The following is a 14,174-nucleotide window of genomic DNA, read 5'->3' on the forward strand; positions in this document are numbered from 1 at the left end:
TCGGCCCGTGCGGGCCGGCCCGGACGTCCTCGTCCCGGCGGCTCCCGGCCTGCCGGGCCGGATGGGCGCATCGACGCCGGAGGTCCGGCTGGCCGCCGGTGGTCCGGCGGCCACGGCGGTGCCTCGGTTACGGCGCCATCTCGTACGATCCGGACAGGGCCTCGACGCGCTCCCACACCCGGGCCGAGCGCGCTTCGTCGACGACGGGGCGGCGGACCGCGTCCAGCGCCCAGCGCTGCTGTGCCTCGGTGGCCGAGTCCTTGCCGTGCAGGTCGACCGCGTACGCCGAGAAGTCGCGGACGAGCACGGAGAACAGCTCGTCGAGGATGTCCTCGCCCAGGCCCGTCAGGCGCGCCTGCTCAAGGATCAGCTGACCGTGCACCACGAGCGCGAAGAGCTGGCCGACGGCGAGGAGGAGGTCGAGGTCGCGGCTCTGCTCCTCGTCGGGGGCGACGGTGGTCACGAAGGTGCACAGGGCGTCGGCCTGCTCGCGGAAGCGGGCGACGTTGGGCACCTCGGCGTAGGCGTCGAAGGCGGGCCGCCAGTCGTGGAAGCGCACGGAGCCCAGACCGCGCGCGGGTCCCTGACGGAAGAGGAACGCGTCGTCGGCGGCGTCGAGCCTGGAGGGCACCGCCGGGTACGCGGCCGGGTCCAGGAGGTGGTTGCGCATGAACTTGAGGATCAGCGCGAGATTGACGTGCACCGTGCCCTCGAGCTTGGGCAGCCCGCGGATCTCGACGGCGGCCTGGGCGAAGTAGGTGTCCTTCTCGAAGCCCTTGGCCGCGATGACGTCCCACATCAGGTCGATGACCTTCTCGCCCTCGGTGGTGACCTTCATCTTCGTCATCGGGTTGAACAGCAGGTAGCGGCGGTCGTCCGGGCCCGCGGAGCGGAAGTAGTCGACGGCGCGGTCGCTGAACAGCTTCATGCCGACGAGCCGGACGTACGCGTCCGTCAGTTCCCGCCGCACATGCGGGAAGGCGGTGACGGGACGCCCGTAGAGGATGCGGTTGTGCGCGTGGGTGACGGCCTCGTACATCGCGTGCTCGCAGATGCCGATCGACGCGGTGCAGAGGTTGAACTTGCCGACGTTGACGGTGTTGAGGGCGGCGTCGAAGGCGGCACGGCCGGTGTGCAGGATGTCGTCGGCGGCGACCGGGTAGTCGTCGAGGCGGAACTCGCTGACGTACTTCGAGGAGTCGACGACGTTCTTCACCAGGTGGTACGCGGGATGGCGGCTGTCGGCGGCGAAGAAGACGTAGCCGTCAGGACCCTCGACGTCGGTGCGGCGTCCGAACACCGACACCAGACCGGCGGCGTTGCCGTTGCCGATGTAGTACTTGGAGCCGCTGGCGCGGAAGCCGCCGTCGCCGTCGGGCTCGAGCAGCATGTCGGTCGAGTAGATGTCGGCGCCGTGGCTCTTCTCGGAGAGACCGAAGGCGAACACCTCGCCCTGGGTGAGGAGTTCGGCCGCACGGGTGCGGGCCGCGGCGTTCTCGCTCTGCCAGACCGGGCCGAGGCCCAGGATGGTCACCTGCCAGGCGTACCAGTAGTCGAGCCCGTAGAAGCCGAAGATCTCGTTGAGTGCGGCGATCCGGGCGGTGTCCCACCGCTGGTCCTCGTTTCCGGCGGCGGAGGCCGGGGTGAGGAAGGTGGCGAAGAGCCCTTCCTTGGCGGAGAAGTCGAGGAAGTCCGCGAGCCAGGCCCGGGACCGGTAGTCCTCGATCAGCCTGCGCTTGCCGCGCTGCTCGAACCAGTCGACGGTGGCGCGCAGCAGCCTGCGGGTCTCGGGGTCGAAGTGTGCCGGGTCGTAGCTGCGGGGGTTGAAGAGGAGCGGATCAGCCATGGAGGTACGCCTTCCTGGGGGTCGGAGGTGGAGCGACGGGCGTGGGAGCAGCGGTGGCGGCTCAGCTGCCCGGCCGCGGTGCTTCGAGTCTGTGGAGGGTGGCGAGGACGTCGTCGAGCCAGGCGATCGTCATCCGCTCGTATGCGACGCCGCCGCGCAGCACCGCGTGCTGGAGCTCCTGGCCGGCGTCCAGTGACGCGGGGGCCTCCGGGCCTGTGAAGTCGCGCTCCTGCCCGGCGAGATAGTGCGCGAGGCGCTCGCTGTGGGCCTTCCGGTGCCGCTCGACCTCGCGGATCAGCGCGCTCGGGTCGTCGAAGGCCGCGCCGCGGATCTTGACGGCCAGGTCGTGCCGGACGCTCTCCGGTTCGCTCGGTTCGTGCAGCCAGCGGGAGAGCACGGACCGGCCGGGTGCGGCGACGGAGTACTCCCGCTTGTCCGGCCTGCCCTGCTGCTGCACCTCGCGGACGTGGAGGAGACCCTCGCCCTCCATGCGCTTGAGCACGCGGTAGATCTGCTGGTGGGTGGCGGTCCAGAAGTATCCGATGGACCGGTCGAACCGCCGGGCCAGCTCATAGCCGGTCCCCGGCTGCTCCAGCAGCGAGACGAGGATCGCGTGTTCGAGCGCCATGCCCCGATCCTTCTATGCAACAAGTTGCATAGACAAGGGCGGGTGCCCTGATGAGACGGGGCTCACCCTGACCGATTGCGGCAGCATCCGGTCCGGGTGGAGCGGGCCCGACGCCCTTCCCGTCGGCAGGACGCAGCTCCCGCGGCAGTGCGCGACCCCAAGCAGTACGCGGCTCCCCGTGGCAGTGCACGGCCCCACGGAAGTGCGCGGCTCCCCGCGGCAGCACGTGACCCCATGGCCGTACCCGGCTACCAGCGCATGGAGACGTCCTCCGCCCACCCCAGCAGCCCGTCCACCGCGATGCGTTCACCGTCGTCGGTGACGACCCGGCCGCTGTAGCGGCCGAAGCACTGGTCGGTGCGGTTGGCGATCGGCCCGGCATTGATGCGGGAGGACCGCTTGTGGAAGGGGGTGAAGACCAGGTCCACCACTCCGGGGGCGGCGCTGCGCACCGTCCAGGGTGCCAGGGGGTCCGCGGCCGACCACGTCCACAGCAGCTCCTCGCCGATCTTGGTGATCCTGCCGTCCACGCAGAGCGCGTTCTCGGTGCTGCCGGTGCCCCGGGTCCATCGGCCGCCGAACTGCAGTCCCACGGTGCGGCCGTCCGTGCGGCCCGAGGCGGCGCCCCAGTTCCACGTCACGGAGCGGGGCCATCGTCCGCGCCCGTGGTCGAGCGTGCCCCAGGCGTCGCCTTCGAACTCCAGGACGTCACCGCCGACGCGCACGGAACCCGATGCCGGACGGGCGGTGTGCTTGGAGGTGTACTGGAAGCGCCGGCTGCTCCAGGGCACCACGACGGACAGTGTCTCCTGACCGTCGGGCAGCGAGACCAGCAGATCCACCTCGACCGGAAGGCGGTCCGGGCTCAGACACCGGGCGCGCAGCCGGGTGGCCGCGCCTTCGTCGCGGATCTCGATCCTCACCTGTCCCCGCACCGGCCGGTCGGGGCCGACGACCAGCGGGGGCACTCCCGGGCTGCCGGCCACGCTGTCGGGCAGGCGCACCCCGCGGCCGCCCGGGACGACCGCGGTGCGCTCGAACTCCAGCCCCCCGGGGGCGTACTCGAGGACGTAGACGGAGTTCAGGGCCAGATAGTCGAGATCGGACACGGTGAGGGCGACCAGATGGGTGGGCGTGGTCACGCACCAGTACTCCCACCGCTTCGTGCGCCCCCAGCCGGGTATCCGGGAACGGTGCACGGGGTGCCGCGACCAGCCGACGGCAGCGGGGTTGAGAGACCCGTCGGGGAAGCACAGTTCGACCGGAGCGGTGATCTCGCGTTCCTGCGTGGCCACGGCCCGACCTTACCGGCCGGACCGAGGCCGAGGAGATGCGTTCCGGCTCTTACAGACCGCCTGTGTTGAGCAGCCGGTTGGGCGTGTCCGAGCGGACGCCGCTCAGGACCCCCCGGGTGGCCTGGTGGTCGAGCCAGACGTGGACCTGGGACTGCGTGGCGGTGGGGTGGGCGGAGAGGTAGAGGGCGATCACGCCGGTGGCGTGCGGCGCTGCCCATGAGGTGGCCCCGCTCGGGTCGGTGGTGGTTCCACCGCCCGCCAAAGCGGAAGTGATCTTCTGGCCGGGCGCATACAGGTCCACGCACCGGCCGTAGTCCGAACCGTAGGACGAGGTGTCGTTCCAGGGCCGGTCGCCGGGTGTGGAGGCGGCGACGACGATCGTGCCGGGAACCCCCGCCGGGGAGTGCCGACACGCGTCGTCGCGGAAGTTGCCCGCAGCCACCACCGTGGGGAGACCGGCGGCGATCATCCGCTTCACGGCTGCGTCCAGAGCGGGCGACGGCCGGTCGAGGCTGAGGGACATGTTGACCACCGCGGGTCGGCGCGCATGGGCGGTGACCCACTGCACGGCCTTGACGAGCGCGGCGTCCTGGGCCGCGGACCCTCCGGACTCCCCCTCCTCGCTCTCGCAGCGGATCGCCTGGACCCTGACGACCTGCGCCTTCGGTGCGACCCCGTACCTGGCGCCGGCGATGGCGCCCGCGACGAAGGTGCCGTGCCCCAGTCCGTCCTCGTTGAGGCAGTCCCCGCTGTCCGCCCTGCCGACGAAGTCCGCACCGAGCGAAGCGCGCCCCGCGAACTCCTTGTGGGAGACGTCCAGTCCGGTGTCGATCACATAGACGTGGACACCCTGGCCGGTGGCCCGGGTGGTGAGCTTGCCGTCGAGCGGCCGGGTCCGCTGGTCCAGCCGGTCCAGGCTCCACGGCACACGCCGGGTCACGGGGCGCAGCGGCCGGGCGGAACCGGCGGCGGCGAGTCCCTCGGTGGTGACGCGCTCCCCGGACGGGGTGGCGGCGGAGCGGCCGGCCGACCCTGCACCGGACGCCCCGGGCCCGGACGCCGCGGATGCCCCGGCCCCGGACGCACACCCGGACACCCCCAACACCACGGCCATCCCGGCCGCGGCGATCCACCCCCTGGTGGTTCTCCGCTTCACGTCGTCTCCCCCTGGTCCTTCACCGATCCCACACAGCGTCGAGGCTTAGGACGCTCACCGATCGGCGTTCGTTGCATCCCTTGCCGGATTTCTCCGGGCCCACGCGGCAGGGGCCGTCCCGGGCGCTGTGCCGGGCGTCAGGCAGCGACCGACCACCCACCCGCGCTTCCCTCCGCTTTCCCTCCGCCCTTCACCCCGACCGGCTCGTCCTGGCCGGACATGGCCGAGCGGTGGTTCGTCGAACTCACGCGGAAGAAACACCGCCGTGGCGTCCACCGCTGCGTCCAGGCCTCGGTCCGCCCGCCGGAATCTCCCCGGGTCAGCCAGGTGTTCCGGGCTCCGCGGCGAAACGGGTGAGTTCCTCGGCGGCTCCGTGCGGCAGGCGGGCGGCCTCCGCCGCCGGCAGAGTCGTGATCACGGCACGCAGCAGCGCGGCGAGGTCCGGCAGCACGGCCCAGGCCGAGGCCGGGGCCTCGACGGCCGCGAGCAGTAGGTCCCCCTCGTAGAAATACGCGTCCAGCAGCGGCTCATCGAGGAGCAGGCGCACCGCGAGCGGGAGGACGTACGGCAGGGCCACCCGCTGGGTGACCAGCGTGCGCAAGTCCGCCGGGCGGAGTTCGCCCAGTGGCTTGCACCGCAGCTCATGCACCGTGCGGACCAGGCGAGTCGCGTCGGCGGCCGGAGCCGCCCAGCGGGGCGGGTCCAGCTCGTCCAGGGTGCGGTCGAGGTGCAGCAGACGGTCCATGGGGCTCATTCTCCGCCCTGGGGGGACACCGTCCGTCGTCGCCCGACTCGGGGTCCCGCGCCCCCTGTTGAACGCACCGCTTCACCACGCCTCGCGCCCACCGCGCGAGGGGGCGCGGACTTTTCATCAAGAACTTCCCCAGAGGGTGGCGCCAGGCTGGGTTCGTCCCCGACCCGGAGAGAACAGTGATCACTGACGATGCCATGGCGGCACGCCGGGCGCACGCCGTGCGGACGCCTCGCACCGCACCCGCCCTCGCCTCGGCGCGTGCCGCGGGCCCCGGCACGCGCACCACGACCGCAGGGAGGCCGCCTTCGCCGTCGGAGGACACGCTCGACGCCCTGTTCAGCCGGACGGCCCGGCGCCGCCCCGGCGCCGTCGCCGTGCAGGACGCCCGCGGCGAACTGCCTTTCGCCAAGGCCGAGCTGCGGGCCGCACAGCTGGCATCGGTGCTGCTGTACGGCGGAGTCCAGCTCGGCGACCCTGTGATCGTGCACTGCGACGACCACCAGCAGGCACTGGTGGCGCAGCTGGCCGTGCTCAAGGCGGGAGGGGTGTGCGTGCCCGCCGCGCACGGTCTCGGCAGGCCCGAGCTCCATACGATCGCCGCGGTCAGCGGTGCCTCGACCGTCCTGTGCAGCCGTTCCACTCGGGAAGCCTGGCCGCGGCGGTTCGCCACGCTGTCGCTGGACGACGAGGACACCTGGCGGCGGATCGCCGCTCACCGGGTGGAGCCGACGCTTCCGCGGTCCCACCCGAGGGAAGCCGCCCACCTGCTGGTCTCCGACGGCGGACCCGATGGGCCCACCGGGCACCTGGTCGACCACCGCGCCTGGCAACTCGCCCTCGCCGAGCGGATCCGGACGGCGGGCTCCGCTCCGCACCGGGTCTTCGTGGCCGGCCCTCCGGCGGGCCCGCGCGCGCTGTCCGCGATGTGGTGGGCGTTCGCCTGCGGGGGGTCGCTGCGCACGCTGCCCGGCACCGGGGCGTCGGCGGAACGCAACGGGAGGGCGTGCGCCGCCGTGTTCAGTCCCGAGGAGTACGACGCCGTCGTGGACGCACTCCCGATCCGGCCGCGGCTCGTGCAGCTCGTCGGCGGCCCCGTGCCGGACGGGCTGGTCGCCCGGCACTTCGCCGCGCTCCCGGGCACCCGGCTGCGGGCCGACTTCGCCCCCACGGACGGCGTCCTGCCCTGGACGTCCCGGGAGTTCACGTCGGCAGGGGCGGCGGAGTCGCCGTCGGGGGCACTCGGCACTCCGGTGCCCCAGATCCGGGTGCGGGTGGTGGACGGCCTGGGCCGCCCTCTGGCAGCCGGTCAGACGGGTGAGTTGTGCGCCGTCGGTCCCGCGCTCCCCTTCGACGCCGTCCGCCGCCCCGGGCGCGCGGTGCCGAGCTGGGAGGGCGGTCCGCTGCTGCGTTCCGGGGTGTCCGGGCGGCGCCTGGCCGACGGCGGCCTGGAACTGGCCGAACCGCCGGCGGCACTCGCCTGATCCTGGGGCGCCCTTCCGGCCCCCGGCACGACGCGAAGGGGCGGGGCCTCGTCGGCCCCGCCCCTTCCATCCCGGCAGATCAGCTCGCGGTGACGTGCGCCACCCTGTTGTCCTCCAGCGCCGCCGTGCGGCGCGGCACGAAGCCCTGCTCCCGCCCGAGCATCCGGATCACCGCCAGATCACGGTTGTTCTTCGGTTCACGCTGGGCGCACTCGGCGGCGTAGATCCCGATCAGGCCGTGGAACCGGTAGTGGTGCCTGGACACCCTGTCCAGCAGGTGGCTGTTGACGAGCAGGTCGAGGAGATGCCGGGCCGTCGCACGACTCGTGCCCGCCAGGGTGGCGGCCTCGTGCACCGTGATCGGGCTGCCGGAGTACAGGCCCAGGTACCGGAACATCCGGGCCGCATCCGTGGGCAACGCCTGGTACGACGCCTCGAACACCGTGCGCAGATTCGCGGCCGCATCCCCCTCCACGGTGAGACGGTCCAGCAACCCGCGCTTGTCGACGTAGCGCTCCACCGCTGCGGTCGGCGGGACGTCACGTGCCGCGATCAGCCCTTCGACGGCGCTGCGCAGCGCCAGCGGCAGCCCTCCGCAGATGCGCGCCAGGCGCATCATGACCGCCTTCTCCTCGCGAAGCCGTTCCCCGCCGAGGTAGGTGAGCAGCTCCGCCGACTCGGGATCGGAGAGCGGCCCGACCCTGATCAGGTGGGCCCCGTCGCGGATCGCGAGTCCGGTGAGCCGCTGCCGGCTGGTGGCGAGCACACTCGATGCGCCTCGGGGAATCAGCGGACGCAACTGCTCGGCGCTGATCGCGTCGTCGAGCACCAGCAGCATGCGCCGCCCGTGCAGCAGGCTGCGGTAGAGGCTGACTCGCCCCGCCGGGTCGTCAGGGATACGCGCGTCGTCGACGCCGAGGCTGCGCAGCAGCTGGGCGAGCGCCTCGGCCGCCGTGAGCGGACTCCCCTGAAGTCCGGTGCCGCCGAGGTCGACGAACAGCTGGCCGTCCGGGAAGCGGTCCCTCATCCGGTGCGCCAGCTCCAGGGCGACCGCCGTCTTGCCCACGCCCGCCAGGCCGTCCACCACGGCCACCCGTGTGCTGGCGCTGAGCCGTGACCCCTCCTCGGTCAGTACCCGTTCCAGCTGGGCCAGTTCCTCCCTGCGACCGACGAACCCTCGGGCCAGCGGAGGCAGCTGGGCGGGGAGCGGGGTGTCCGCCAGAGCGATCTCGGCAAGGTCACCGGCCGGCGCCGGCGCCGGTACAGGGGTGCGGTCCCGGCCGGCGGCGACCGCACGCCCCGCCAGTATCTCCTGGTGCAGATTGCGCAGCTCCGCGCCGGGTTCGATGCCCAGCTCCCGGTTGAGCAGCCGCCGGGTCTCGGTGTAGACGGCGAGAGCATGAGCCTGCCGGTCGCAGCGGTACAGGGCGAGCATCAGCAACCAGCGCAGCTTCTCGCGCAACGGCTCCTCGGCCACGGCCGCGGACAGGTCGGCGACCACTTCGCCGTGCCGTCCCGCCTCCAGCATGTCCGACGCCCACTCCTCGACGGCCGTCATCCTCAGGTCCTGCAGCCGAGTCCGTTCCACGGCCGCGAACGGTCCGGGGATGCCCGCGAAGGGCTCGCCGTGCCAGAGCGCCAGGGCGTCCTCGTACTGCTCGAGGGCTGCGCGGGTGTCGGACTCTGCGCGTGCTCGGCGCGCCTGTGCATGGCGCTGCGCGAACCGCCTGACGTCCACGGCGTCGGGGCTGACGCGCAGGCAGTAGCCGCCCGCCGCGGAAGCGAGGACGGAGCTGGTGCCTCGCCTGCTGCGGCCCGGCTCCAGCACGCGGCGCAGCCCGGCCACATAGGTGTGGACGCCATTGGCGGCGGTCCGCGGGATGTCGCTCCCCCAGACGGCGTCGATGATGTGCTCGATCCCTACGACATCGCCGGCCCGGCTGGCCAGCAGTGCCAGGACGGCGCGCTGTTTCGGAGGGCCGAGGACGACCTCCCTGCCGTCTCTCCAGGCCCGTATCGGACCCAGTAACTGAATACGTATGCAATCCCCCGTCGTCAGCACGGTGCCATTGCCTCCAGGAGTGGGTGTGTGGTCGCCATCAACGCTGGTGTCCTGATCAGTGGTGCGACGCGGTACGGACGGGCGCGGCACCGGGCGCCCCGCCCTCGACGCCCTCGGAGCACGCCAGCAGCGACGTGGCCACGGTGCGCAGCTTCTCCCGGGTCTCCTCGAGTTCACGGTCCGGCCGGGAGTGTTCGACGATCCCGGCGCCGGCCCGCAGCCAGGTCCTGCCGCCCTGCGCATAGACGCTGCGCAGCACCAGGGCAGCGTCCATGGTGCCGTCCTCGGCGACCTTCAGCACGGTGCCCGCATACGGCCCTCGGCGGCTCTGCTCGTGCCTGCGGATGACCTCGTAGGCGGCGTGCTTGGGCACCCCGGAAGCCGTGACGGCCGGGAAGACGGCGGCGAACGCGTCCCAGGGGCTGGTTCCTTCGGGCATCCGGCCCACCACCCTCGAGGCCAGGTGCTGGACGGACCCGCGCTCCTTGACGGACATGTACTCCTCGACGACGACGGAGTCCGGCTTGCACGGCCCGGCCAGTTCGTCGACCGCGAGCTTCACCGAGATGGCGTGCTCGTGGAGCTCCTTGGGGTCCGAGAGGAGGTCCTCGCGGAGCTTGCGGTTGAGGTCGGGGTCGTCGGTCAGGGCGCGGGTGCCGGCGAGCGGCTGGCTGGCCACCCGGCGGTCGGCTAACACCTCGACGACGGTCTCGGGACTGAACCCGAAGCAGCGGAGCCCGCCCATGTCCAGGAGGAAGGACCTGGCCGGGGTGTTCTCCCGGCGGCCCCTGCGATAACTGGCGGGGAAGTCGATCTCGGTCTCGACGGGTATCTCACGGGAGAGGATGGCCTTCTGCAACCTGCCGGCGCGGATTTCGTCGACGAGCGACGCCACGCCCCGGCGGTAGTCGTCGGCACCGGCCTCAAGGCCCACCTGAACGGGCACCGGCTCGACCGGTGCCGTGCCCCCTGCCGTGTCCGCCGCGATCCGGGCCAGCGCGTCCTCCACCGCGGTCAGCGCGGCGCCGTCCAGGCCGCGCAGCAGGACCCGGGACCCGGTCAGCCGGAGCTCAGTCTCGGGGACCACGAGGTGGAGCAGTGTTCCCGCCTCCACCGTCATCCCTGCGATGGCGTGGGAGAGTTCGAAGGCGCACCAGCCGTACGCGGTCCAGTCGGCGATGGGCAGGTCGGACAGGAACTCCTGCACCGCGGTCAGGGGATCGCCGACCCATGGTTCCTCATGGGTCGCACCGAGCCTCGTACATCGTATGTTCTCGGCGTCGACGACCACTTCGGCTGCCACGCCGCCGGCCATGGACCACCCGTCGGGGCCCTCGTAGACCACGGATGTGTCGAAGAGGCCCGAGGCGGCGAGGCCGACGGCGATATCCAGCGGTTCACATGTGGTTTCCACCACGGCAGTGCGATAATGAGCCTTCATTTCACTTCCTCCAAGTGAAGGGCGACGCCGCGCCTCGCCGAGCCGGGTACGGCTCGTGGACGACGACAGTCCCGCCCCCTGCGGGAAATCCATGACAGATCGAGCAGACCGCACAGGACGCACAGGGTATGCGCGCAGGGGAACGGCAGAGCCCTTCGATCGAGAAATGCACCGCCGCCTGTGCACACCATTGTCAGTGCGACGCACGCCGCGTTGACGCGACGGCTGCACTCACCGAGAAAGACGGAATTCAGACAGAAAGTAGATCGCGCCCCCTGCATGCTGCAGAATGAAACGCAGTTCCACGCACCTCATGCCGGTGAGCAGGCAGCTCTACGGCGAGGCACCCGGCTCTCACCCTTGCCGCTCAGGCAACGCGCACCACAGAATTGGCTGATCGCTCAGGTCGCGATTGGCTGAAATTCGTCATCGATACACGCCGACCAGGCATCGATACCCCCGTGTCAATGAACCGTCATGCCGATACGAATGGACAACCGCATCGACCGAACCAGTTGGCGATTGTACCTAATCGGTTACCGCTGATCAACATAATTACACGCGGCCATCCGGTGAAGGGAAAACATTCATCCCCCCATTCGAGCAGCTCATCGCCGGAATCCTGAATTCCCAATATCGGAAGCAGGGCCGCACACAGAGCGGGAAAGGGTCGGCGACCCTACGGGGGATGACGGCACCGGATGCCGCGGCCCATTACTCCGCACTCGGAGCGGCCCGAGTGGAGTCGGCGCCGGCGGGCGTCGGACGCCGCACCGACGGATCGCGCGGCCGGTGCGGGAGCAACTGACGTCGGACCGCACTCCGGGCCGCGGGCCCGCACCGGGAGGGCGAGGACCACCTCCGGCACTGCGAGCCCCGACACACCGCCGGCCGGACAGAACCCGGTGGGGGCCGTCGGCGCCGGCCGGGGCCGGGAGGGCGCCGGCACTCTCGGGCCGACCGCGCTCTTCGCCGCGCATGCCGTGCGGCGCGCCGCGCATGGCGAGAACCGTCGCGCCGAGCACCCTCGGCAGGTTCACGAGCAACATCCGGCGCCGGTCTGCGTGTTCGGTGAGCAGCGCGCCGATCGCGACACCCGCACCGCCGTCGACCGCGGACACCGCGGCGTACACGCCGAGCCCCTCCGTACGGTCCGCGCCCTCACACCGGAGGGCGGCTCGGGTGCCCGACAACAGGAAGCCCCCGAACACGAGGGCGTGGAGGGTGACGACACGTGGCGGCCGGACCAGGCCGGACCCGACCCCCGCCCCGGGGAGCGCCACGCTCACCATCGCCACGTCCGCAGTCACCTCGAACCGGGCCAGGGCCACCGCAAACAGCGCCCCACCCGGTTCAGCCCCGCCTGAGACATCCACTCCCCCAGAGTTTTTGTACCCGTACGTTGTACACGTATGATAACTATAACTGGAGGCCGGTCGGTTGTCACCCCCCGCACCGACCCCGACACCCAGAGACAGGGTCCGACCAGGCCGAACACCCCGCGGTCCGGCCGGGCGCCCGCCGGGACCCGCCGGGGGACGGAGCCACCGCGGGAATCCATCGGCCTGGTGCTACGGTGTCGCCCAAGCGTCCCGGGGGCCAACTCTCCGTATTCCCCGAGGTGTTCGGGACTCCCTGGAGTCTCTCCGAGCACTTCGTGAGGTCAGGGGGCCAGGGCGGCCGGTAGCGGATGCCGCCCGGGCAGGTCCCCGCTCAGTCTCCGGGCCGCGCGGCTCCGGTCGCCCGCCACAGGGCGACGGCAGGTGGGACCCGCCGAGCCACCTGCGAGGACAGGGCCCCGCCCCCACAGAAGTCACGGACACCTACCGCGCCCGCTCAGCAGCGGGCCGCGGCAGCGCCCGCCGAGACGTGAAGGAAGATGGATGGATGCAGCCCCGAACTAAGCGCACTGGAAGAACCGGTCGTCCTCCCCGGCTGTCGCAGGAGGCGATCATCACGGCCGCACAGCGTCTGCTGGCGACGGAAGGCGCCGACGGCCTGTCGATGAGGCGCCTGGCGAAAGAGCTCGACAGCACACCGATGGCGCTCTACCACCATGTGCGCGACAAGGACGAGCTGCTGCTCCTCCTCCTGGAGGCGCACGCCCAGAGCATCCCCCGGCCCGAACTGCCGAAGGAGCCGCGCGAGCGAATGATCGCCGCGGGCCAGTTGCTGCACGACGTGCTCGCGGGCTGGCCCTGGATCGTCGAAGTGCTCGCCTCGGACGACCTCATGGCCGTCTCCGCGCTGTGGATCGTCGAGGCGATGGTGGACGCCGCCGTCGACTGCGGCCTCACCCCCGAGCAGGCCGTCGAGGCCTACCGCGTCGTCTGGTACTACACCGTGGGCGAGTTGATGATCCGCGTGACCCGCGAGCGTCGGCAGGCCCAGAGCGACCGGCCCTCGCACCGCAACCAGGCGTTCGCCGCCCTGTCGGCGGACTCCTACCCCCGGCTCGCCTCCCTCTCCGACCAGTGGGCCGAGCTCACCGGCCGGGACTCCTACCGCCAGGGTCTCGAAGCGGTGGTCGACGGGCTCATCGCCCGCGCCTGATCCGGCTCCTGTTGCCGCGCGGCGCGGTGGGGTCCGCATCCTCACAGGACCGCGCGGCACAGGGAGCCGGCCGGTGTCATGCCCCGACGGGATGCCGGAGCGGGCACCGCCCGGCACCTGCTCCGTCCCCGCGACGGAGCAGCACGCCTCACGGCATGGCGGACCACGCGGCGGGTGTGCCGGCCGATCCCTCCCGGGCCCGTGCCACGACCCGGTCGAGCACCTGTCGGCGGTGTGCCTCGAGGTAGAAGTGGTCTCCCGGGAGGACGTGCACTTCGCAGGGGCCCTCGGTCGCCCCACGCCACGCCTCGGCCTCCCGCTCGTCGACCTCCGGGTCCCGGTCCCCGTACAGGACGGTGACCGGGGCCCGCAGCGGAACACCGGGCAGCGACCGATACGTCTCGATGAGCCGGTAGTCACGGCGGATGGTGGGCAGTACGGCCGTCATCAGGGACTCGTTGTCCAGGATGCCGCTGCCGGTGCCACCGAGGCGGCGCAGGTCGGCCACCAGGTCGTCGTCGCTGCCGAGGTGCACGGTGCCCGGGCGCGACAGCTTCGGCGCAGGCCGGCCGGACACCACCAGGGCGGCGGGCGCACGGTCGGCGGCGGTCAGTCCCCGGGCGACCTCGTACGCCACGGCGGCACCCATGCTGTGCCCGAACAGCACCGTCGGCAGGGATGCCCTCTCCTGCCGGTCGGCCAGGAGTTCGCCGGTGATCGCGCCGGCCAGGGCCGCCATGTCGGTGGGCGCCGGTTCCTCGTACCTGTCCTCACGGCCCGGGTACTGGATCAGCGCGAACTCGACGTCCCAGGGGGCGTCCACGGCCCATCTGCGGTAGTGGCTCGCTGCGCCGCCGGCGTGCGGGAAGCACAGCACCCGGGCTCTTGCGCACACGCGGGGCACCGGGCAGCGGACCGCCGTCCCCACGCGGGCCGGTATCGGGGGTTCGGAGATCAT

Annotated in this window: 10 protein-coding genes; 2 read left to right on the forward strand and 8 right to left on the reverse strand. The window is 71.9% G+C overall.

Annotated features, from left to right (window positions below; translation table 11 throughout):
- Positions 1-127: 127 nt before the first annotated feature.
- The 5 genes from ACWCP6_RS25145 to ACWCP6_RS25165 all read right to left on the reverse strand — a co-directional run bounded on the left by ACWCP6_RS25145 (position 128) and on the right by ACWCP6_RS25165 (position 5,670).
- Positions 128-1,846, reverse strand: a complete 1,719-nt coding sequence (locus ACWCP6_RS25145; protein ID WP_450934798.1) for an acyl-CoA dehydrogenase family protein — start codon at positions 1,844-1,846, stop codon at positions 128-130.
- Positions 1,847-1,907: 61 nt separating this feature from the next.
- A complete protein-coding gene (locus ACWCP6_RS25150) occupies positions 1,908-2,474 on the reverse strand; it encodes a PadR family transcriptional regulator (RefSeq protein WP_450934799.1) in 567 nt (188 codons plus the stop codon).
- A 248-nt stretch (positions 2,475-2,722) separates the two neighbouring features.
- A complete protein-coding gene (locus ACWCP6_RS25155) occupies positions 2,723-3,769 on the reverse strand; it encodes a DUF2804 domain-containing protein (RefSeq protein WP_450934800.1) in 1,047 nt (348 codons plus the stop codon).
- A gap of 49 nt (positions 3,770-3,818) precedes the next feature.
- Positions 3,819-4,925 carry a S8 family peptidase gene (locus ACWCP6_RS25160; protein WP_450934801.1) on the reverse strand — a complete coding sequence of 369 codons (1,107 nt, stop codon included), beginning with the start codon at positions 4,923-4,925 and terminating at the stop codon, positions 3,819-3,821.
- Positions 4,926-5,244: 319 nt separating this feature from the next.
- Positions 5,245-5,670, reverse strand: coding sequence for a contact-dependent growth inhibition system immunity protein (locus ACWCP6_RS25165; protein ID WP_450934802.1), 426 nt, complete (start codon positions 5,668-5,670; stop codon positions 5,245-5,247).
- A 185-nt stretch (positions 5,671-5,855) separates the two neighbouring features.
- Between ACWCP6_RS25165 and ACWCP6_RS25170 the strand changes: the two genes are divergently transcribed.
- Positions 5,856-7,160, forward strand: coding sequence for an AMP-binding protein (locus ACWCP6_RS25170; protein ID WP_450934803.1), 1,305 nt, complete (start codon positions 5,856-5,858; stop codon positions 7,158-7,160).
- A gap of 79 nt (positions 7,161-7,239) precedes the next feature.
- On the opposite strand, the gene ACWCP6_RS25175 is transcribed toward ACWCP6_RS25170, so the two are convergent.
- Together ACWCP6_RS25175 and ACWCP6_RS25180 are read right to left on the reverse strand one after the other, a co-directional pair.
- Positions 7,240-9,222, reverse strand: coding sequence for a BTAD domain-containing putative transcriptional regulator (locus ACWCP6_RS25175; RefSeq protein WP_450934804.1), 1,983 nt, complete (start codon positions 9,220-9,222; stop codon positions 7,240-7,242).
- Between the two features lie 55 nt (positions 9,223-9,277).
- Positions 9,278-10,639 (reverse strand): salicylate synthase, encoded by a 1,362-nt coding sequence (locus ACWCP6_RS25180; RefSeq protein WP_450934805.1) that lies wholly within the window; start codon positions 10,637-10,639, stop codon positions 9,278-9,280.
- A 1,911-nt stretch (positions 10,640-12,550) separates the two neighbouring features.
- On the opposite strand from ACWCP6_RS25180, the gene ACWCP6_RS25185 reads away from it, so the two are divergent.
- Complete coding sequence (locus ACWCP6_RS25185) at positions 12,551-13,216, forward strand: TetR/AcrR family transcriptional regulator (protein ID WP_450934806.1); 666 nt, start codon at positions 12,551-12,553, stop codon at positions 13,214-13,216.
- 148 nt (positions 13,217-13,364) lie between these two features.
- Here ACWCP6_RS25185 and ACWCP6_RS25190 read toward each other — a convergent pair whose 3' ends face one another.
- Complete coding sequence (locus ACWCP6_RS25190; protein WP_450934807.1) at positions 13,365-14,174, reverse strand: thioesterase II family protein; 810 nt, start codon at positions 14,172-14,174, stop codon at positions 13,365-13,367.

This window comes from Streptomyces sp. NPDC002004, assembly GCF_053593975.1.